At 69.5% G+C, this 19,640-nt stretch carries 16 protein-coding genes; 6 read left to right on the top strand and 10 right to left on the bottom strand.

The features are described 5' to 3' along the window. The first annotated feature begins 18 nt into the window (after window positions 1–18). A complete protein-coding gene (locus NA3_RS16605; RefSeq protein ID WP_084491629.1) occupies window positions 19–795 on the top strand; it encodes a TetR/AcrR family transcriptional regulator in 777 nt (258 codons plus the stop codon). Here the strand turns inward: NA3_RS16605 and NA3_RS16600 are convergent. From NA3_RS16600 to NA3_RS16590, 3 genes are all read right to left on the bottom strand, one after another. Next, window positions 777–1,376, bottom strand: a complete 600-nt coding sequence (locus NA3_RS16600; RefSeq protein ID WP_062964497.1) for a dihydrofolate reductase family protein — start codon at window positions 1,374–1,376, stop codon at window positions 777–779. The genes NA3_RS16605 and NA3_RS16600 overlap by 19 nt on opposite strands. Window positions 1,377–1,466: 90 nt before the next feature. Continuing rightward, entirely contained in the window at window positions 1,467–2,093 is a 627-nt protein-coding gene (locus NA3_RS16595) for a TetR/AcrR family transcriptional regulator (protein ID WP_062964496.1), read from the bottom strand. A 23-nt stretch (window positions 2,094–2,116) separates the two neighbouring features. After that, window positions 2,117–3,985, bottom strand: coding sequence for a Na+/H+ antiporter (locus NA3_RS16590; protein WP_062964495.1), 1,869 nt, complete (start codon window positions 3,983–3,985; stop codon window positions 2,117–2,119). A 111-nt stretch (window positions 3,986–4,096) separates the two neighbouring features. On the opposite strand from NA3_RS16590, the gene NA3_RS16585 reads away from it, so the two are divergent. Beyond that, complete coding sequence (locus NA3_RS16585; protein WP_062964494.1) at window positions 4,097–5,530, top strand: FtsW/RodA/SpoVE family cell cycle protein; 1,434 nt, start codon at window positions 4,097–4,099, stop codon at window positions 5,528–5,530. A 34-nt stretch (window positions 5,531–5,564) separates the two neighbouring features. Here NA3_RS16585 and NA3_RS16580 read toward each other — a convergent pair whose 3' ends face one another. From NA3_RS16580 to NA3_RS16555, 6 genes are all read right to left on the bottom strand, one after another. Then, window positions 5,565–6,467: an NAD(P)-dependent oxidoreductase gene (locus NA3_RS16580; protein ID WP_062964493.1), complete on the bottom strand. Its 903-nt coding sequence runs from the start codon at window positions 6,465–6,467 to the stop codon at window positions 5,565–5,567. Window positions 6,468–6,558: 91 nt separating this feature from the next. Further along, window positions 6,559–7,887, bottom strand: a complete 1,329-nt coding sequence (locus NA3_RS16575; RefSeq protein WP_062964492.1) for a pyridoxal-phosphate dependent enzyme — start codon at window positions 7,885–7,887, stop codon at window positions 6,559–6,561. Continuing rightward, on the bottom strand, window positions 7,887–9,335 hold the full coding sequence (locus NA3_RS16570; protein ID WP_062964491.1) for a type III PLP-dependent enzyme domain-containing protein: 1,449 nt from the start codon (window positions 9,333–9,335) through the stop codon (window positions 7,887–7,889). The genes NA3_RS16575 and NA3_RS16570 overlap by 1 nt, the downstream gene beginning before the upstream one ends. After that, complete coding sequence (locus NA3_RS16565; RefSeq protein ID WP_227995181.1) at window positions 9,332–10,651, bottom strand: heavy-metal-associated domain-containing protein; 1,320 nt, start codon at window positions 10,649–10,651, stop codon at window positions 9,332–9,334. The genes NA3_RS16570 and NA3_RS16565 overlap by 4 nt, the downstream gene beginning before the upstream one ends. Further along, on the bottom strand, window positions 10,648–12,069 hold the full coding sequence (locus tag NA3_RS16560; RefSeq protein ID WP_227995183.1) for an aminotransferase class V-fold PLP-dependent enzyme: 1,422 nt from the start codon (window positions 12,067–12,069) through the stop codon (window positions 10,648–10,650). Before NA3_RS16560 ends, NA3_RS16565 begins: the two co-directional genes overlap by 4 nt. A 105-nt stretch (window positions 12,070–12,174) precedes the next feature. Continuing rightward, the gene (locus NA3_RS16555; protein ID WP_062964490.1) at window positions 12,175–12,705 is read right to left on the bottom strand and encodes a DUF2599 domain-containing protein; all 531 of its coding nucleotides are present in this window, start codon (window positions 12,703–12,705) and stop codon (window positions 12,175–12,177) included. 128 nt (window positions 12,706–12,833) lie between these two features. Here NA3_RS16555 and NA3_RS16550 point away from each other — a divergent pair, with 128 nt between their 5' ends. Together NA3_RS16550 and NA3_RS16545 are read left to right on the top strand one after the other, a co-directional pair. After that, window positions 12,834–13,922, top strand: coding sequence for a TerD family protein (locus NA3_RS16550; protein WP_062964489.1), 1,089 nt, complete (start codon window positions 12,834–12,836; stop codon window positions 13,920–13,922). Window positions 13,923–14,120: 198 nt separating this feature from the next. Then, window positions 14,121–14,600, top strand: a complete 480-nt coding sequence (locus tag NA3_RS16545) for an HAD family hydrolase (protein ID WP_062964488.1) — start codon at window positions 14,121–14,123, stop codon at window positions 14,598–14,600. A gap of 56 nt (window positions 14,601–14,656) precedes the next feature. Here the strand turns inward: NA3_RS16545 and NA3_RS16540 are convergent, their stop codons facing one another. After that, entirely contained in the window at window positions 14,657–16,372 is a 1,716-nt protein-coding gene (locus NA3_RS16540; protein ID WP_062964487.1) for a GMC oxidoreductase, read from the bottom strand. 439 nt (window positions 16,373–16,811) lie between these two features. Here NA3_RS16540 and NA3_RS16535 point away from each other — a divergent pair, with 439 nt between their 5' ends. Together NA3_RS16535 and NA3_RS16530 are read left to right on the top strand one after the other, a co-directional pair. Next, window positions 16,812–17,519 carry a TetR/AcrR family transcriptional regulator gene (locus NA3_RS16535; protein ID WP_062964486.1) on the top strand — a complete coding sequence of 236 codons (708 nt, stop codon included), beginning with the start codon at window positions 16,812–16,814 and terminating at the stop codon, window positions 17,517–17,519. 498 nt (window positions 17,520–18,017) lie between these two features. After that, the gene (locus NA3_RS16530; RefSeq protein WP_128145745.1) at window positions 18,018–19,628 is read left to right on the top strand and encodes an LCP family protein; all 1,611 of its coding nucleotides are present in this window, start codon (window positions 18,018–18,020) and stop codon (window positions 19,626–19,628) included. The last annotated feature ends 12 nt before the right edge of the window (window positions 19,629–19,640 follow it).

Below are 19,640 nucleotides of genomic sequence, written 5' to 3'. Positions count from 1 at the left end.
GGCAATTACAGTGGTGCCGTGACCAAACCGTTCAGCTCGGTGTGGACGCGGCAGGCCCGCCCGCCCAGGAGGTCGGGGCTGACCCGCGAACAGATCGTCGCGGCCACTGTGGAACTGCTCGACGCCGACGGCCTCGAGGCGCTGAGCATGCGCAAACTCGGCGCCCGTCTCAATGCCGGCGCGACCAGCCTCTACTGGTATGTGGCCAACAAGGACGAACTGCTGGAATTGGCGCTCGACGAGGTCTGGGGCCTGGTCGAGACGCCCGATCCCGACCACACGAGCTGGCGGGAGGTGTTCACCACCTTCGCCTACAGCCTTCGTGCCACCATCCGCTCCCATCCGTGGGCGGCGAGCCTGCTGGGCCGGCTCCCCAGCGTCGGCCCCAACGCCTTCGCACTCACCGACCGGCTGCGCCGCACCTGCCTGCGGGCCGGATTCGACGGCACCGACATCTACCTGGCCAGCGCCCTGTTGATGAGTTTCATTCTGGGACAGGTGATTCCGGAACTGACCTACCGCAAGGCCGCCGGCGGCGAGGTCGACCACCAATCGGTGCTCGCCTCGATGGATCAACTGGCCGCGGACTATCCGCAACTGCGCGCCGACTACCGCGACGCGCTACCGCAGGATCCCGAAGTGGCGCGAGCGCTGGCATTCGACTTCGGGCTGGTCTGCGTCCTGGACGGGCTGGCCGCGCGGCTGGGTGAAGCGCCCACGGCCGGTCTGGGCAGCTCGGTGCCCGATGCCGGGGAGCCGGAGACGTCGCCGCGAACTCAGCGGCGCACCCGATAACGCAGGTGGGTGACCCGGCTGCCCGCCACGACGGCCGGATCCTCCAGCAGATGTGGTGCGGCGCCGAGATGGTCGAACATCGGTGTGCCGCCGCCGAGCAGCACCGGCACCAGATCGATCCAGATCTCGTCGAGCAGTCCGGCCTCGAGCGCCTGGCGGGCCATCGTGCCGCCGTTGACGCCCACCGCCCGGCCCCCGGCCAGGGCTGCGGCGCGCTCGATGGCGGCCTCGATGCCGTCGGTGACGAAGGTGAACGGCGCCCCGGGATGCGCGTCGATCCATTCCCGCGGAATGTGGTGGGTGACAACGACTATCGGCCGGTCGAACGGATGTATGCCGCCCCAGCCGTCGGTGAGGTCGAACAGCCGGCGCCCGACCACGAACACACCGACCGTGTCGAGATAGGCGGCGACCTGCTCGTAGTCGGCGCCGGTCATCGAGAACCGCAGTTCCGGATGGGTACTGGGGTAGGTGCGGTCACCGGCCTCGTACCACGCGAACAGATGCTCGAATCCCGATTCCGCGGGCCCTGCGATATATCCGTCGAGGGACATGCTCGCGCCGCACACCACTGTCGCCATATCTTCGCTCCTTCGGCTCTCGCGCCGGACTCGGCTCTCACCGGGACAGACGGCGGCCGCGGCCGGAATTCATCGGCGCCGGGCCGGGACTCAGTCGCGATACATCGACCGGTAGGCCCCGATCACCGCGACCAGATGGTCCACCACCTGAGCGCGGTCGGCGCGCAGCGAGCCGTTGAGCCAGGCCGCGAACAGTCCGGCATTGCCCGAGGCCATGGTGACCGCCGCCATCCGCCGCCGCATCGGATCGTCGATATCGGTGAACAGATGATCCTGGATCAGGCGGGTGAACGTCGGCATCACCGCGATGGTGGTCTGGCCCAATCCGGTGCTCGAATACGGTTCGACCAGAAACAGCCGCGATTTGCGGGGGTCGGCGAGCACCTTGTCGACCAGCACCGTCGCCAGTTCGCGGTCACGGTCGGGGTCGGCCGCGGCGGCGAAGGAGGTCATCGGTTCCCGGAAGTCGTCGGCGACCTGCCGGTAGAGCACGTCGAGCAGATCGTCGCGGCCGGTGAAGCTTTCGTAGAAGTAGCGGTCGGTGAGCCCCGCGCGCCGGCACACCGCGCGCATGGTGACCGCGCCCGCGCCGGCCTCACCGATCAGATCCAACGCGGCCTCCAGCAACGCGGTCCGGCGCGCCTCGCGGCGCTCGGTGAGCGTGGTACCACCCCAGATACGGGTGTCGTTGTCGGCGGAGTCCTGACCTGTTCGCACGGTCCCGAGCCTAACCGGTGGGTTCAGCCCAGGATTTCGTCGACATAACACCACCGCCATTTCTCCCCGGGCTCCACGCTGCGCATCACCGGATGGGTCGTGGCGTGGAAGTGCTTGGTGGCGTGGTTGCCGACCGAGGAATCGCAGCAGGCGATATGCCCGCAGGTCAGGCACATGCGCAGATGCACCCACGTCAACCCCTCGGCGACGCATTCGGAACAGCAGTCGGGGTGGTCGGGGGTGTGGGTGTGCGGGGCGGAGATCAGATGCTCGCAGCCGCCGGACACCGGAGCCGTGAGCGGACCGGCGGCCTCGTCGTCGTCGGCCTCGCCGATCCGGTCGATCGTGGACTCTTCCAGATCGATCGCGGTCATCACCTGTTCGAGGACTTCGTGATCGATACCGCCGCCGTCGCGGGCGCGCAGCACCGCCTCGCGTTCGGCGTGCAGCATCACCAGTCGCAGCCGCCGGTATTCGCCGCTGGGGGTGACGCGCACCGATTCCGCGCGCCCGAGCTGTTCCCACGCCGCGTGCGTGCGCCGCGCGACCCGGTCGCGCAGGCTCGCCACCACCTCGGGTGGGGTTTCGGGCGCGACCGCCTCGTCGAGGGCCTCGAGTCCGGCAGCGGTGGCCTGCTGCAGCAGCGCGGCCTCCTGCAGGGCGTCCTCGGCGCGGCTGGGACCGCGCAGTTGCAGCAGCCGCACCAGCGCGGGCAGCGAAATGCCTTGCAGCAGCAGCGTTCCGCCGACCACGACGAGGGCGAGCAGTTTCAGCGTCGCCAGCTGCGGGGTGTCGTCGGGCAGCAGAGTGGCCGCGGCGAGGGTGACCACGCCGCGCATCCCGGCCCACGCCACCACCGCGGGACCGGTCCACGCGGGTTTCGGTTTGCCCCGTGGGCGGCTTTCGACGAACCAGGAGAAGTAGGTGGCGGGAAAAACCCAGACCGGGCGCACCACGATGACGGTGACCAGCACGGCGAGGGCGGTGAACACGATGGTGGCGTGGTCGAGTCCGCTGTTCCAGGCGTCGTCGACGATATGGCGGACCTGCAGGCCGATCAGCAGGAATACCGCGCTCTCCAGCAGGAATTGGATGGTGCGCCAGTTGGTGCGCTCGGCGACGCGGGAGGCCGCCGACTGCCACACCGGTGCGCCCTGGCCGAGGATCAGACCGCACACCACCACCGCGATCACCCCGGAGGCGTGGGCGGCCTCGGCGGGCAGATACGCCGCGAACGGCGCCAGCAACGACACACCGGTGTCGAGCACCGGATCGGTGATGCGGCGGCGCACCAACACCAGTACCGCGGCCGCGGCGATGCCGATCACCGCGCCGCCGGCGGCCGCGTAGACGAAGTCGCCGCCGGCCTGCCACACACTGAAACTGCCCGCCATCGCCGCGATCGCGGTGCGCAACGCGACCAGCGCGGTGGCGTCGTTGAACAGCGATTCGCCCTCGAGCAGGGTGACGATGCGCCGCGGCATCCCGACCCGGCGGGCCACCGCGATGGCGGCCACCGCGTCGGGCGGGGCGACGATCGCGCCGAGGGCCACCGCGGCCGCGAACGGCACCGGCAGCAGCTGCCACACCACCGCCGCGACCGCGAAGGTGGTGGCCAGTACCAGGCCGACCGACAGCAGGGTGATCGACACCTTCTTCGGTTTGAATTCCAGCAGCGAGGTACTGATCGAGGCCGTGTACAGCAGCGGTGGCAGCAGCCCCAGCAGCACCCACTCCGGATCGATATCGATCCGCGGCACGAACGGCAGGTAGGAGGCGACGACCCCGGCGACGGTGAGCAGCAGCGGTTCGGCCATGCCGATGCGGCGGGCCAGCGCCGCCAGCGCGACCGCCACGGCGAGCACGGCCACAACCCCGAACGCGATATGCACCCGCCCATCGTGCCAGTAACGCCTGGTAGTACGCGCATCCGGGCACCGGGGACGATCCGGGCCGATACGCCCGGGCGGCGCGCGGCGGCGGCGATCCGCATACTGGACACGATGAATGCGCTGCGGATCGGGATGTCGTCGGGACCGATCGTGCGCGGCCGGCCGCGGCGTACGGAATTGCTGTTGTGCGCCGCGGCGGTGGCCGTGGTGGGGATCGCGGCATGGATCATGTCCACGGCCGCCGGCGGTGACGACGGCCGATCGCTGCAATGGTCGCTGCTGGTGTTCGCGGCGCTGACCCTGCTGGCGCATCTGGCGGTGCGTCAGTTCGCCGCCAACGCCGACCCGGTGCTGCTGCCGTGCGTGGTACTGCTCAACGGGCTCGGGCTGGTGTTGATCGACCGGCTCGATCGGGCCGAGGCCGCGAGCGCCGCCGCCAAGGGGACAGCCGCGCCGTCCTCGGACGCCGCGCACCAATTGATCTGGACCGCGGCCGGTATCGCGTTGTTCGCGCTCGTGCTGGTGGTGGTGCGCAACCACACGCAGCCGGCGCGCTACGCCTATACGTGCGGGCTCGCGGGTGTGGTGGCGTTGCTGATCCCGGCGGTGCTGCCGGCACGGTTCAGCGAGGTCAACGGCGGTAAGAGCTGGATCCTGTTCTCCGGGTTCTCGATTCAGCCCGGCGAATTCGCCAAGGTGCTGCTGCTGATCTTCGTGGCGGCGTTCCTGGTGGCCAACCGGGACCTGTTCGGCGCCGCCGGGCGGCGCGTGGCGGGTTTCACGGTGCCGCGGCTGCGTGATCTGGGACCGCTGCTGGTGGTGACGTTCGTGGCGGTGCTGGTGCTGGTGTACGAGAAGAATCTGGGCTTCTCGCTGCTGGTGTTCGGCACGGTGCTGGCGATGGTGTACATCGCGACGGGACGGGCGTCGTGGCTGCTGATCGGGGTGGCGATGTTCGCGGTCGGGGCGGTGGTCGCCTACCACCTGTTCGCGCACGTGCGGGTGCGGGTGCGGGTCTGGGAGGATCCGATGGCCACCTACTACACCAACGGCTATCAGATCGCGCAGGGATTGTTCGGGCTGGGAACCGGCGGACTGTGGGGGACCGGGCTCGGGGCGGGTCGGCCGCAGGAGGTGCCGTTCGCCAAAACCGACTTCATCATCTCCACCATCGGTGAGGAGTTGGGGTTGTTCGGGCTGACGGCGGTGATTCTGCTGTTCGGGGTGATCACCGTGCGTGGTTTCGCCGCGGCCCTGGCGACGCGCGACGCGTTCGGGAAACTGCTCGGCGGCGGGCTCGCGTTCTCGGTGGGCTGGCAGTTGTTCGTCGTCGTCGGCGGTGTGACGAAGTTGATTCCGCTGACCGGTCTGACCACGCCGTTCATGTCCTACGGCGGATCGTCGCTGCTGGCCAACTATGTGATCGTGGCACTGCTGATCCGCATCTCCCACGACGCACGGACCCAGGCCGCACCGGCCGCGCCCCCACCGGCGCCGATCGCCGAGGCCATGACCGAGCACATCCGCCGGCCGCGGTCGCGATGACAATCGTTGCGTGGCAACGATTCTGAGCATGCGTTCAGCGGACGAGGTTGTCCGGAAGCCGGCCGGTGAGGAACCGCTCGATCTGGGTGGCGGCCACCGCGTAGGCGCGGGTGGTGCTGTGGCTGCTGGTGCCCGCGACATGCGGGGTGAGAAACAGCCCTGGCGCACCCCACAGCGGATGATCCGGCGGCAGCGGTTCGGGATCTGTGACATCGAGCGCGGCGCGCAGCCGATGCGAATACAGTTCGGCGACAAGGGCTTGCGTGTCGACCACCGTCCCGCCCGAGACGTTCACCAGAATCGCGCCGTCGGCCATGCGCGCCAGCATCGTCGCGTCGGCCAGCCCGCGAGTGCGGGCGGTCGACGGCACCGCCAGCACCACGATGTCGTGGCGGGGCAGCAGCGCGGGCAACTCCTCGACCGCATACACCCCCGCCCGCGCGGTCCTCGCCACCCGCGTGACCGGAGTCCGGAACGGTGCCAGCGCGCGGGTCAGGGCTTCGGCGAGTTCGCCGGCGCCGGCGACGAGCACCCGCTTCCCGTACAGGGTGTCGGTGGGGCGGGTGGCCCAGCGGTGTTCCTGGCGGGCGCGGGCGAAGACGGGGAAGTCGCGGTACATCGTGATCAACGCTCCCAGAACCCATTCGGCCACCCCGGCACTGTGCGCGCCCCGCGCATTCGACAGCAGCACTCCCTCGGGCAATGCGTCGGTCCAGCCGTCGGCGCCCGAGGTGAGCAGTTGCACCAGACCCAGTTCCGGAAGCCGCTGGGCCAGCGCGACCGTGTCGGCGCCGGCCGGGACATCGGGGATCAGCACCCGCGCTGCCTCGGCGCCGGGCGGCAACGCACCGCGGCGATAATGCAGGACGGTCACACCGTCGAGATGCGCGAGGGCCGACACCCCGATCTCGTGTGGTACCAGCACCGTCACCGCCATACCGAACCACGGTAGCCGCGCCCGTCGCCGCCGTGTGTGCTTGCCACAGCGGTGGCGGTGGGAAGGCGGCATGTGGGCAGCGGCCGGGCACTCAGATCGCCGGTGGCGCCGCGCTTTCCAAGTCGAACCCGGCGTCGCGCCAGGCGACGATGCCGCCGGCCAGACTCGCCGCGTCGTAGCCCGCGCGGGCGGCCGTGGCGGCGAAGCGGCGGGACAGATCACCCACCGGGCAGACGAAAACCACGGGGCGCGAACGGGAGAACGGCACGCCGTGGGCGAACATGTCGTCGAGCTGGTCGTCGCGAATGTTGATCGCGCCCGGGATGTGCCCGATCCGGTAGGCCATCGCGCCCCGGGTGTCGACGATCGTCGGGCGGCCGGTGGCATCGAGTTCGCGCAACTGGTCCGCGGACAGTTCACTGACGGTGTCCAGTTCCGCGTCGGTGGGTGCGGGCACCGCGGAACCCGTGCGGCCGAACAGGTCCGGGCGCCGCTTCTTGATGTAGGACAGATACGGTTCGATGCGGTCGCACATGATCAGCACCGCCACGATCGGCGTCGGCCGGGGCGGGAGTTCGCGCAACACCTCCAGCGCGGCCGCGTATCCCGCGCCGCTGGTGGGGCCGGCGAGAATACCGTAGCCGGTGGCCAATTCGAGGGTGGCCTCGATCGCCCGGGCCGCGTCGATCGTCACGATCCGGTCGTAGAACTCCGGCTGGAACAACCCCACATCCCACATCTCGGTCTCCGACCGGATACCGGGAATGAAGTCGCCGCGTTGCGACACGACCGCGACCGTGCGCAGGTCGGGGTGATGTTTGCGCAGATAGGTGGCGGTGCCGCGGGTGGAGCCGGTGGTGCCGAGTCCGCCGATGAGGTAGTCGGCGCCCGCGCCGGCGGCGGCCAGGTCCTCGTGGATCTCGCGCCCGGTGCCGTGGTAGTGGGCGTCGATGTTCTTCTCGTTGGTGTACTGCGACGGATGATGGTAGGCGCCGGGATTCTTCGCCATCGTGGTCTCGATCACCGAGTACACGTCGTTGGGTGTGGTCGGATCCGGGCATTCCGACAGCCCCGGCAGCTCCTCGATCCGGGTGCCGAACAGCTGCAGCAGATCGCGCACCTCGTCGACCTTGATCCGGTTGGTCACCGCGTGCAGGCCCACACCGCGGCGGGCGCCCAGCAGCCGCAGCGCCTTGGCGGTGTTGCCGCTGGAGGCCTCGATGAGGGTTTGCCCGCGGGCGGTGATTTCGTCGAGTTCGTCGCGGATCATGCCCCAGGCGACGCGGTCCTTCACCGAACCGAATGGGTTGCAGAACTCGAGCTTGGCATACAGTTCCACCCCGGGCAGCCGGTGTACGCCCGGATCCAGGCGCAGCAGCGGGGTGTCGCCGATCAGGTCGGTGATGTCGTCGTAGCGCATCACGGCCTCCCGGGACGGTATTCGGCGTCGGGCACCACGCGGAAACCGTCGTCGTGGCAGGCGACGGCCAGTTTCGGCGGCAGTGGATGCATCGAGGCGCGCGCCGCGGACAAATCCATGTGGTAGGCACCGGTATTCGGGAAGACCAGCAGATCACCGGGCTGCGGCAGGCGCGGCAACCACACCTTGTGATTGCTGATCAGATCGCGTTCCAGGCATAGATGCCCGCCGATGTACACCCCGACCGGTCCGCCGGGATCCTCGGTGGCGCGGTCACCGGATTCGGGTCCGGGCAGCAGTAGCGGATCCACCATCACCTCCTGGTCGGCGGGCGTGATCGTGTCACGTCCGATATCGACGGTCACCACCACGCTGCCGTCGGCCGCGCGCTTGACGAACTCCACTCCCGCCACCGTGATCCCGGCATGATCGGCCAGTGCCTTCCCCGGTTCGCACCACAGTTCCAGCAGGTTGTCGGCGAGTACCCGGGCCAGCGGTTGCCCGCCGTGCGCGGGCAGTGGTGCCGCGAGCAGTTCGTCGAGCATCCGCGGCCCCGACATCGTGTTGGCGTATTTGTGGAAGATCGGGATGCCGTGCGCGCCGGTGTCGTCGATGGTGTATCCGAACGTGTTGCCGGCCCAGCTCATCGGTTCCCCGCGGCCGAGCAGCGATTCCCGCAGCGCCAGCGTGTAGTGGTCGAAGCGGTCGGCGTCGGCGGTGAACACCTGCCGGAACCCGCCGCCGATATCGAGCACCGTGGGCGCGAGGCCGTGGGCGTAGGCCCGTTCGATCCATCCCAGGCACGCCTCCACCGCCCGCACCCGTTCCCCGACCTCGCCGGAATCGAGATGGAAGGCGAAGCCGCGCAATGTGATCCGGTCGCGCCGCGCGGCCAGTAACGCCAGCTGGCCGGCCACCTCGTCGGGGCCGATGCCGAATCGGCTCACCGCCACCTGCCCGCCCGGGCCGGGAAAGCCGCTCAGCCGCAACAGCACCGGGATCGGTGCCGACGGGCCGGCCAGCTCCGCCAGCTCGCGCAACTCCCACGGATTGTCCACGTTCACCGTCACCCCGGAACCGGCGAGCGCGGACAGCAGCCGCCTGCCCTTCGGTCCGGTCACCTCGACAGCGCCGGGCGCGAATCCCACCTCCCGGGCCGCGGCGAGTTCCTGCGCCGAGGCCACATCGACACCGATACCGGCCCGGTGCGCGGTCGCCAGCAACGCTCTCGAGTGGTTCACCTTGTGCGCGTAGCAGATCCGGTACCGCAGCCGATGCCGCGCCGGCACGGCCTGCAGGTGCCGAAGATTGTCGAGATAGACCTGCGGGAACAGCAGATGCGCGGGGGTGCCGAACCGGGCGACGGTCGCGGTGAGGGCGTGCGGGTGATCGAGGTAGGCGCGGACCAGGGGATGCAGCAGCGCCGGTAACGCGGGCGGTGCGCTCATCCCGCCGCCGGATCCGGGGCCGCGAGGGTCGGGTTGTAACCGCTGTCGCGCAGCGCTTCGAAGGCCCGGTGCCGGTTGCGGGCACTGCGGAACTCGGCGCGCACCCGCTTGCTGATCAGATCGATCTCGTGCACCGCGATCTGCATCGATTCCAGCACGCCGCCGATGGTGCGCACACAATGTTTGCAGTTCATATCCGGCACATAGAACAGATGGTCGGCCGTGCCCGCGAGTTCACCTGTGGCGTCGGCTGTTTCGACGATGTCGAGGCGGGCCACGGTGTGGGTGAACAGGTCCACGAACCGATCGACCACCTCGGGCAGCAGACTGTAGTGGTGCCCGTCGACACGATGCGGCATCGCGGCCAGGCACGAGGGGCGCACACCGTCGGGCAGCAGGGCGTATTGGCGGGAGATGAGGTCGAGTTCGTCGTGATATCTGCCGATGGCCGCCTCCACCGACAGTCCCTCCTCGGTGGTGGCGCGCCGCATCACGGTGTGCGCGTCGTCGATGGTGGCGTCCTTCATCGCGCGCAGGGTGGCGATGGTGTCGGCGGTGTAGCGGACGGTGCCGTCGGGCTGGGTGTCGAAGGCGGCCGCGATCATGCCGCGCCGATAGGTGGAGGCCTGCTGCTCCCAATACCAGCGGGTGGCGACCGCCGCGAAAATGCCGGAATCGCGGAGCCCGCAAGCGAAGTCGGTGGCGGTCCGATACGGGGTGAAGCCGGCCAGCAGCGCGTGCTGCGCCAGTGCCCGGCCGGTGGCTTCGATACCGACGCGGAAGATGTCGATCGGATCCTGATCGGTGGTGGTCGCGCCCAATACCGCGCGATCGTGCTGGGTCAGCGCCGTGATCCGTTCGGCCAGCGCGGTATCGGCTTCGAGGCTGTGCCACAGCGCCAGCACGGTTTCGCGGACCGCGACCGGCACGATCGGCCCGAGACCGCCGCTGCGGACGTGGCCGGTGTTGGGGATGCCGTCGCTGTCGGTCCACACCACCCGGTGGGTGGCGCTGGTGACCTGTTCGGCGCGGCACGGACGCATGAACGATTCCAGATAGAGGCGTTGCGACAACGTCAGGTGGCTGCCCGGTTCGGGGTGCAGCGGTGTGCGCGTCACCGCGACCGTGCGCGCCGCGGTGGGGGTGGCGCCGGTGAACAGGCCGGGACGGGCCAGTTCGGCGAGGATCCGGGACGCGCTGCGGCGGTCGTAATCCGACGCGCTGCTCTCCGGCGCGCTGCCCGCGCCGGCGGTGGAGCCGGGGCCGGGATCGGCGGTGGAGAGGGCGGTTGCGGCGGTGTCGCGGCGTGTGGTCATCGGACCTCCGTGGCGATGGTGGTGAGGCAATCGAGGAACCGGTCGATCTCCTCGGCCGTGGTGTAGACATGAGTACTCACGCGCACCGAATCCGCCTCGGCCGCAACCACTTCGGCGTGCTCGCCGGCGGCCTCTGAGGGTACGCAGTGCGCGCCGGTGCGCACGAGGAAACCCAGTTCCGAGAGCACGAAGCCGAGGTCGGTGGCGCTGATTCCGTCGAGGGTGAACGACACGATGCCGTACCCGGTGTCGCAGGGGGCGTGGCCGGGCCCGGGCAGCAGGCGCAGCCCGGGTAGTGCGCGCAGGCCGTCGACGAGGCGGCGGGTCAGCATCCGGTTGTGCCGCTCCACGGTGTCGATACCGATCGAGTCGAGTACTCGCAGTGCGGCGCCGAGAGCCAGGATGCCCGGGATGTTGTGGGTCCCGCCTTCGAGACGATGCGGCATCCGAGCCGGCAGCAGTGCCGAATCCCGCACGCTCACACCGGAATTGCCGCCCGGCAGGAACGGGCCCAGCTGGTCGTGGAGGCGGCGGTGGCAGAACAGCACCCCGGTGCCGGGTGCGGCGAACATCTTGTGCGCCGACAGCACCGCGAAATCGGCGCCCAGCTCACGCACGTCGACCGGGATGTGCCCGCCGCTCTGGCTGCAGTCGAAACACACCGCCACCCGGGCGTCGATGTGGCCGCGCAACTCTTCGAGGGTGTTGCGCGCGCCGTAGACGTGGTGAAGGTGGCTGACGGTCAGCAGCCGGGTGCGCGGCCCGAGTTTGGTGGCGATGTCGTCGATATCGGCCTCGCCCAGTGCGGTGGTCCGGTAGGGGACCAGCCGCACCCGGCGGCCGAAGTGGGCGAGTGTGGCCCGCAGCTGCAGCCACGGATACACGTTGGAGGCGTGATCGCCTGGGCTGTAGAGGATTTCGTCGCCGTCGGCGAAGGTGGTCAGCCCCCAGGCGAGGGCGACCGCGTTGAGGCCCGCCGTCGCGCCCGCGGTGAACACCACCTCCTCCGGTTCGGCGCGCAGGAAGCGGGCGGTGTCGGCGCGGACCTGTTCGATCGCGCGGGTCAGCGTCGTGGCCCACGGGTAGGTGCCGCGCCCGGAGTTGGCGGTGTGGCGGCGGTGATAGCCCTCGATCGCCTCGATCACCGGCAGCGGTTTCTGCGTGGTGGCGGCGCTGTCCAGATAGACCGGACCGTCGCCGCTGATCGCGGGGAAGAGGTCGCGAACGGTCTCGGGGGCTGCGGCGGCATCGTCGCGGGAGACGGGCTCACACGCAGGGGGCGAAGGGATCCGGGCGGTGGTGTGGCCGGGAGTGTGTGCGGAGGCCGGAGCGCTCGCCGGGTGGGCGTGCGCGGGCCGAGGGATCGGCGACCGCAACGTGACGCTCCCTTCGGCTCGTACGCTGGCGACCACATCCACGATACCTATCGTCGCGGCCGCCTTCGAAGCCGGTCGCGGACAACATATTTCACCGGACAATCGTCCAGAGCCGCGAATCGTGGTCGCAGCGGGCCGGTTTCGCGTTCAGTTACCGGCCGGATCGGGGCCGCCGGGATTGCACATCGCCTGAACGGTGGCCTCGTAGCCGACGGCCGGCCGCCACGGTTCCAGATTCCAGCTCGGCTTGTTCGGCGCGACCATTCGCGCCCACACCCAATGGCAGCGGAATTGGTCGTACATGCCCGGAGAATCCGCGTCGGGGGAGTCGGCGAGCACCTCCGACCAGGCGCGGTCCAGGGCGGCGGGGAATTGGTCGGCGCGGCCGGCGGCGGTCGGGTAGACGTGGAGGCGGCGGCCGTCGGGGTCGTCGGTCCATTCGGTGTGGTCGATCAGCGGGCTGCCGGCGAACGGATCGGTGGTGGGTTCGGTGGGCGGCACGCCGGTCGTCGCCTCGGCGGTGCGCGTGACAGTGGTGGTGGTTGCGGGCGTGGAGGATTCGGTGCTCGCCGAGTTGTCGCTGCCGCATCCGGCCAGCGCGAGCACGGCCGGCACCACCGCGGCCACCGCGAACCATCGCGGCCCGCCGGCGGGTGCTCGTCGTGGCCCCGACCTCATCCGCGTCCCTTTCGACATCGCGATCACCGTCGCCGCTCACGCTACCCGCCACGCCCGGCCGCGGCGGAACCGGCGGGCGGGTGCCCGTGTTGCCCGGATACCGCCCGGACTCGACGTAGAGTGGGAGGGTGGCCGCTCAGTTGACCAAGGGACAGGTGGATCGTCTGACCCACGACGAGGTCGTCGTATCCGTCCGGCACAGTGAACCCGTCGATGTCTCCGCGCTGCTGCTGAATTCGGCCGGCCGGGTCCGCGACGAAACCGATCTGATCTTCTACAACCAGCCCGCCGCGCACGGCGTGCGCCTGGCCTCCGGCCGGCCGGAGCTGTCGATCGGATTACGTTCGCTCCCACCGGAGATCGAGCACGTGCGGATCGTGGCCTCGCTCGAGGAGCAGCAGGATCACTTCGGTGACTACCCGCCGCCGCAACTGGTCGTCGCCGATCCGAGCGGAAATGCGGTGTACGAGTACACCGTCGACGGCCTGGGTGAGGAACCGGCGGTGATCGTGGCCGATCTGGACCGGGTCGGCAGCACCTGGCAGGTGCGCCCGCTCGGGCACGGCTTCCCGGCCGGGTTCGCGGCGCTGGTGACCGCGCACGGTGTCGCGGTGGGCGGCGGGGCCGACGAGTTGCCCTATCGCGGACCGGCGGTGCTGGCGCCCGGACAGGAGGTGGCGCTCAACCAGATCCGCCAGGGCGAGCTGTCGATGGTGAAGATGGGCGTCGGGTGGGATCCGATGAAGGTGCACGGCCCGCGCGGGCTGCGCTCCCTCGAGATCGACCTGGACGCCTCGGCGCTGCTGTTCGTCGGCCAGACTCTCGTGGATGTGGCGTTCTACCAGCAGCTTTCCTCCCGTGACGGCGCGGTGCGCCACTCGGGGGACAACCTGACCGGCGACGGTAAGGGCGACGACGAGGTCATCACCGTGGACCTGGCGCGGCTGCCGGCGCCGGTGACGGCGGTGGTCTTCGTGGTCACCTCGTATGCGGGACATACCTTCGAACGCATCCGAAACGGCTACTGGCGCATGGTCGACGGTTCCTCGACCGCGGAACTGGCCCGGGGCAATCTGCGCGGCGGCGGCCCGCACACCGGCATGGTGGTGGCGAAGGTGTATCGCGACGGCGGCATCTGGCGGGTGGCCTCGATCGGCGCCCCGATCCAGGCCGGGCATCCGGTGGAGGCCGTCCCGCTGGTGATCCCCATGCTGTGAGCGGCGCCGCGAGCCAGTGGTTTGCCAGGGCTGGTGTGCGCGGCCCGGCATCCCTACTATGACCTCTCGCGGGGACCGGCCCAGGAAAGCGGGGGCTTGTCCGGCACAATCGGTACCTGGATGGTGGCGGTACCCATCGGCTGTGCCCTGCGGGTGTGGCCGATGTGGGTGTTGAGGAGAGTGGACCGTAGGGGCGAGATGACAGCACCGGCAGTGAAATGTCTTGTCTGGGAACTGGACAACACCATGTGGGACGGTGTGGTCTGCGATTCGACCAGTGGTGCCCTGCGCCCGGACGCGGTGCGGGCGCTGCATACGCTGACCGGCCGGGGCGTCATGCACGCCGTGGCCAGCCGCGGTGAATGGTCCTGGACGACCGACAAATTGGAACGTCACGGCCTGCACGGGCTGTTCGCCGCCGTCGAGGTCGGGTGGGGACGCAAATCGGCGGCGATCACGCGGATCGCGGCACAGTTGCGGATCGGACTCGACGCGATCGGCTACATCGACGCCGAGGCGATGGAACGCAGCGAGGTCGCCCACGCGCTCCCGCAGGTGCGCTGCTATGCCGGACGGCACGTGGATGTGCTCACCGCGCTGCAGGAATTCCGGGCCCCGCTGACGTCGGCGCCGCCGCCGACCTCACCGATGGGCTTCGCCCACATCTCCGCGAACTGATCCGGCCGCCGCGGCGAGAACTCGCCGCGGCGGCCGGATCGCCAGGTGCGGGTGAATCAGGCGCTGTCGCGGTTGATTTCGACGATCGGCAACACCAGCGCCGCCGGCGCCGAGGCCGGGACCACCGGCTGCCGCGGCGCGACCGGGGAAATGCGCTGGTAGGGGCTGCCCTGCGGCGGGCGGGTGTCCTGTTCGCCCTTGTTCGGCCACAGTGCGGCCGCACGTTCGGCCTGCGCGGTGATCGTCAGCGACGGGTTCACACCCAGATTCGCCGACACCGCCGCGCCGTCGACCACACTGAGCGTCGGATAACCGTAGACGCGGTGGTAGGGGTCGATGACGCCGTGGTCGGCGTCGGCGCCGATGACCGCACCGCCGAGGAAGTGGGCGGTCAGCGGGATGTTGAACACCTCGCCCCAGGTGCCGCCCGCGGTTCCGCCGATCTTCTCCGCCACGCGCCGGGTCACGTCGTTACCGGCCGGGATCCAGGTCGGATTCGGTTCGCCGTGGCCCTGTTTGGAGGTCAGCTTGCGGCCGAACACTCCGCGTTTGGTGTAGGTGGTGATGGAGTTGTCCAGATGCTGCATCACCAGCGAGATGACCGTGCGCTCGCTCCAGTTGCGCACGCTGAGCATCCGCAGCAGGGTCAGCGGATGGCGCAGCACTTCCAGCAGGAAACGCAGCCAGCGCGGGATCCGGCCGCCGCCGTCGACCATCAGCGTCTGCAGCAGGCCCATCGAATTGGATCCCTTGCCGTAGCGGACCGGTTCGATATGGGTGTCGGGGGTGGGGTGGATGGAGGAGGTGATCGCGACACCGCGGGTGAAGTCGCGGTCGGGGTCCACCGTCGGGGTCGCCGCGCCGAGAATGGATTCGGAGTTGGTGCGGGTCAGCTCGCCCAGCCGCGGCGACAGCTGCGGCAGGATTCCCTTGTCGCGCATGTCGAACAGCAGCTTCTGGGTGCCGCGGGTGCCGGCGGCGAGTACCACGTGTCCGGCGGTGTAGGAGGCCGGTGATCGGCGGATCTTCGCGCCGGTTCGGCGGGTGTCGACCTGCCAGCCGCCGTCGGGCAGGGGCCGCACCGCGGTCACCGTGGTCAGCGGCAGCACCTGCGCACCGGCCTGTTCGGCCAGATACAGGTAGTTCTTCACCAGCGTGTTCTTGGCGCCGTGGCGGCAGCCGGTCATACATTCACCGCATTCCAGGCAGCCGGTGCGCTGTGGGCCCGCGCCGCCGAAATACGGGTCGGCCACGGTCTTCCCGGGCTCGCCGAAGAACACGCCGACCGGGGTCTGCACGAAGGTGTCACCGACGCCCATGTCGTCGGCGACCTGTTTGAACACCTCGTCGGCGGGGGTGATGTGCGGGTTGCGCACCACGCCCAGCATTTTGGTGGCCTGCTCGTAGTAGGGGGTCAGTTCGGCGCGCCAATCGGTGATGCCGCGCCACTGGTTGTCCTGGAAGAACGGCTCCGGCGGCACGTAGAGGGTGTTGGCGTAGTTGAGCGAACCGCCACCGACGCCCGCGCCGCCGAGGATCAGCACATCGCGCAGCAGGTGGATGCGCTGGATGCCGTAGCAGCCCAGGGCGGGTGCCCACAGGAATTTGCGGAGGTCCCAGCTGGTTTCGGGCAGTTCGTCGTCGGCGAAGCGGCGACCGGCCTCGAGGACGCCGACCCGGTAGCCCTTCTCGACCAGGCGCAGCGCGGTGACGCTGCCGCCGAATCCGGAGCCGACGATCAGGACGTCGAAATCGGTGTCGGGCGCGGTCATGGCCGCTCCTGCGGGCTGCGGTCCACCCGCAACCGGTCGGCCCCGGGAACGGGCTGCGCATGGTGTCTCATCGGGCCTCCGTGAGTGTGTGTCGCCGGTGACGAATATCAACGCTACTACCGAGAATTTTAGGTGTGTCCCTCGGTACCCCTAAACGAGGTCGCGCCTGGTCATCGCGCAGATCGGGGGAAAATCGGCGGGCGGCCGGGGGGCCGCGGAGAGGCGGCCGAGGGGCGGGCCAGGCCGGGGCAACGGCGTGGCGAGCTCCCATCGATCAGGGGTGTCGATCTCCTCGCGTTTCGTCGTCGGCCGGTGGCCGACCCTGCTCATTACCGGCGGGTAACAGTAATCTGCATCACGATTTGTGACAAGTACGAACGACACGCCAGATCGCCGATCACTCTGGTAAGCACCGCTCTCTTTATGGCAGGCTGAGAGCATGAGCACACCTCGATCCCGCGCCCGCGCCCGCACGATGGACGAGATCGTGCGCATCGGCCGCGACCATCTGGCGGTGCACGGCGCCGCGGCGCTGTCGCTGCGCGCTGTCGCTCGCGACCTCGGCGTGGTCTCCTCGGCGGTCTACCGCTACGTGCGCAGCCGCGACGAACTGCTGACCATGCTCGTCGTCGACGGCTACACCGAACTGGCCGACGCCGTCGACGCCGCCCTGGCCGGCGCCCCCGCCGACGGTGCCGCCCGGCTGCGGGTGCTGGCCCACGCCGTGCGCGACTGGGCGCTGGCCGAACCGGCCCGCTACGGACTGCTGTTCGGCACCCCCGTCCCGGGTTACGACGCACCCGCCCAGGAAACCACCGCCCCCGGCACCCGGGTCATCGGATCGCTGCTGGGTATCGTCGAAAGTGCTTGGCGCGCAGGTGAACTCGCCACGCCGGACCCCATCCCGGCGACCCCGGCGGAACTGGGCGCCGATATCGAGCGCATCCGGGCCGAGTTCGGGATGAAGCTGCCGGATTGGGCGATGGCGCGCACGCTGACGGTGTGGACGGGCCTGTTCGGCGCGGTGAGCTTCGACGTGTTCGACATGTACGGCGCACAGACCTTCACCGATCGCACCCAGGTTTTCGACGTCCACCTGGACAACCTGTGCGCGATCCTCGGATTCCGCGCTGCCCCAGCGGACTAGCCTGCGCGCCGAGTAGGCATTCGTCACCGCCATCGTGCAGGATGTCACAACCCGATAAAGCTCATTCTCAGCTTTCCCATATCCGGGAATGAAAGACTGAACGGCGAAATGAACGACGAAACCGAACCGATCCCGGTGGTGGATCCCCGCGGCGGCAGCGGCCGATCGCGGCACGCGCGACCAGACGACGAGTCGCCGCAAGATCGGTCCGGTCGACATAGCCCCCGCACGGCTCGGGCGGCCACCCCGCCCTGGAGTCGCGGCATCGCCACCCCCGCCGACCAGCGCGACAGCGAACGCACCCGCCGAGCAGCCCCGCCGCCCCCGCACCGTCCGGTACGACGGGAACAACCCGCCGCCGCCGAACCGGGCCCTCGGCGTCGTCCCGCGCCCGCGCAGGCCCCCGTACCGGAACGCGGCGACACCGAGCCGCGCCGCCGAGCCACCCGCGCCGCCCCGACCGGGCCCGCGGCGGCGGCTGCGGCAGCAGCGGAGACCGTGGCCGCCGCCGAAGGCGCCGCGCCACCGCCCAATCGGCGGGCCCGCCGCGCTCGCACCGCACCGCCGCCGCGTCCCAATCGCGGAGGTAAGGCCCTCCGGGTCGGTGGCCGTCTCGTGGCCGCGGTGACGGCTGTGGTCGTGGTCAGCGGCACCGGTTTGGCCTACTACACCGAACGCAGCGTCGACCAGGGTTTCACCCGGTCCAACGCGATCAGCGAGGCCGATGCGGCCGCGCTCGACGGCGATCTGAACATCCTGTTGATCGGCCTGGACACCCGCAAGGACCAGAACGGCAACGACCTGCCCAAGAACATCCTCGACCAGTTGCACGCCGGCGACGGCAGCGAAGGCGGCTACAACGCGAATTCGCTGATCCTGGTGCACATTCCGAAGGATCTGAAGAAGGTCACCGCCTTCTCCATCCCGCGCGACGACTACGTCTCGGTCTCGGGCATCCCCGGCTACGACCACGCCAAGATCAAGGAATCCTACGGGCTGAAAAAGGCCTCGGTGGAACAGAAGCTGGAAAACCAGGGCGTCAAGGACAAGGTCGAACTCGAACGCCAGGGCCGCGAGGCCGGGCGTGAATCGATCGTGCAGACGGTCAAACAGCTCACCGGGGTACCGATCAACCGGTTCGCCGAGATCTCGCTGGTCGGCTTCTACGATCTGGCCAATATCCTCGGCGGCGTCGACGTGTGTCTCAACCACGCCGTCGACGACGAGTACTACTCCGGCGCGGTGTTTCCCGCGGGCCGCCAGCATCTCGACGCCGCCAACGCGCTGTCGTTCGTGCGCCAGCGTCACGGCCTCGACAACGGCGACCTCGACCGCACCCACCGCCAGCAGGCATTCCTGACCTCGGTCGCCAAACAGCTCAAGGATTCGGGAACGCTCACCAACATCGGCAAACTGCAGGAGCTGATCAGCGCGGCGCAGAACGACATCGTGCTGTCGCAGGGCTGGAATCTGCTCGACTTCGCCCAGACCCTCGGCCGCGCCGGATCCATTCCGATCGAATTCCAGACCCTGCCGGTGAAGGCCTACGACACCGTCGACGGCCAGGACGTCAACATCGTCGACCCGGCCGCGATCAAGAAGACCGTGCGCACCGCCTTCGGCGTGGCCGAACCGCAATCCAGCGCCCCGACCACCACCCCCACCAGCACCATCGACGTCGTCAACGCCGGCGGAGCGAGCGGAATGGCGGCCAAGGTGTCCACGGCGCTGGTGGACAAGGGCTTCCGCAAGGGCAACATCGGCAATGCCACCTACAGCGACGGCTCCAGTTCGGTCGTCTACTTCGGCTCCGGCGCCGACACCGACGCCACCACGGCCGCCGATATGCTGGGCGGATTGCCCACGGCCGCGTCGAAATCCCTCGATCCGGGCACGGTGAAAATCGTGATCGGCAGCGACTTCAGCATGCCCGACACCCTCACCTCCTCCTCGGCGTCGACGGTGACCACCACCGACCCCACCACCGGGCTCACCACGACCACCACCAGCGGCGGCTCGGTGTCGGCCACCGCCACCACCGACGACCGCCCCGACTCCGGTAAACCGGTCACCACCAGCATCGGATCCGACATCCCCTGCGTGAACTGAGGCGCCGCCGCG

Source organism: Nocardia africana NBRC 100379 (assembly GCF_001612635.1).
Taxonomy (GTDB): Bacteria; Actinomycetota; Actinomycetes; order Mycobacteriales; family Mycobacteriaceae; genus Nocardia; species Nocardia africana.
The sequence above is the reverse complement of the archived record's forward strand: the minus strand, read 5'-3'. Positions and strand labels throughout refer to the sequence as shown.

What these genes read in the sequence shown, in the direction of transcription:
- NA3_RS16600 (WP_062964497.1), bottom strand. Translation starts at nt 1,376, where the DNA reads ATGGCGACAGTGGTGTGCGGCGCGAGCATGTCCCTCGACGGATATATC.
- NA3_RS16535 (WP_062964486.1), top strand. Translation starts at nt 16,812, where the DNA reads ATGAGCACACCTCGATCCCGCGCCCGCGCCCGCACGATGGACGAGATC.
- NA3_RS16575 (WP_062964492.1), bottom strand. Translation starts at nt 7,887, where the DNA reads ATGCGCTACGACGACATCACCGACCTGATCGGCGACACCCCGCTGCTG.
- NA3_RS16580 (WP_062964493.1), bottom strand. Translation starts at nt 6,467, where the DNA reads ATGGCGGTGACGGTGCTGGTACCACACGAGATCGGGGTGTCGGCCCTC.
- NA3_RS16540 (WP_062964487.1), bottom strand. Translation starts at nt 16,372, where the DNA reads ATGACCGCGCCCGACACCGATTTCGACGTCCTGATCGTCGGCTCCGGA.
- NA3_RS16555 (WP_062964490.1), bottom strand. Translation starts at nt 12,705, where the DNA reads ATGAGGTCGGGGCCACGACGAGCACCCGCCGGCGGGCCGCGATGGTTC.
- NA3_RS16570 (WP_062964491.1), bottom strand. Translation starts at nt 9,335, where the DNA reads ATGAGCGCACCGCCCGCGTTACCGGCGCTGCTGCATCCCCTGGTCCGC.
- NA3_RS16585 (WP_062964494.1), top strand. Translation starts at nt 4,097, where the DNA reads ATGAATGCGCTGCGGATCGGGATGTCGTCGGGACCGATCGTGCGCGGC.
- NA3_RS16545 (WP_062964488.1), top strand. Translation starts at nt 14,121, where the DNA reads ATGACAGCACCGGCAGTGAAATGTCTTGTCTGGGAACTGGACAACACC.
- NA3_RS16565 (WP_227995181.1), bottom strand. Translation starts at nt 10,651, where the DNA reads ATGACCACACGCCGCGACACCGCCGCAACCGCCCTCTCCACCGCCGAT.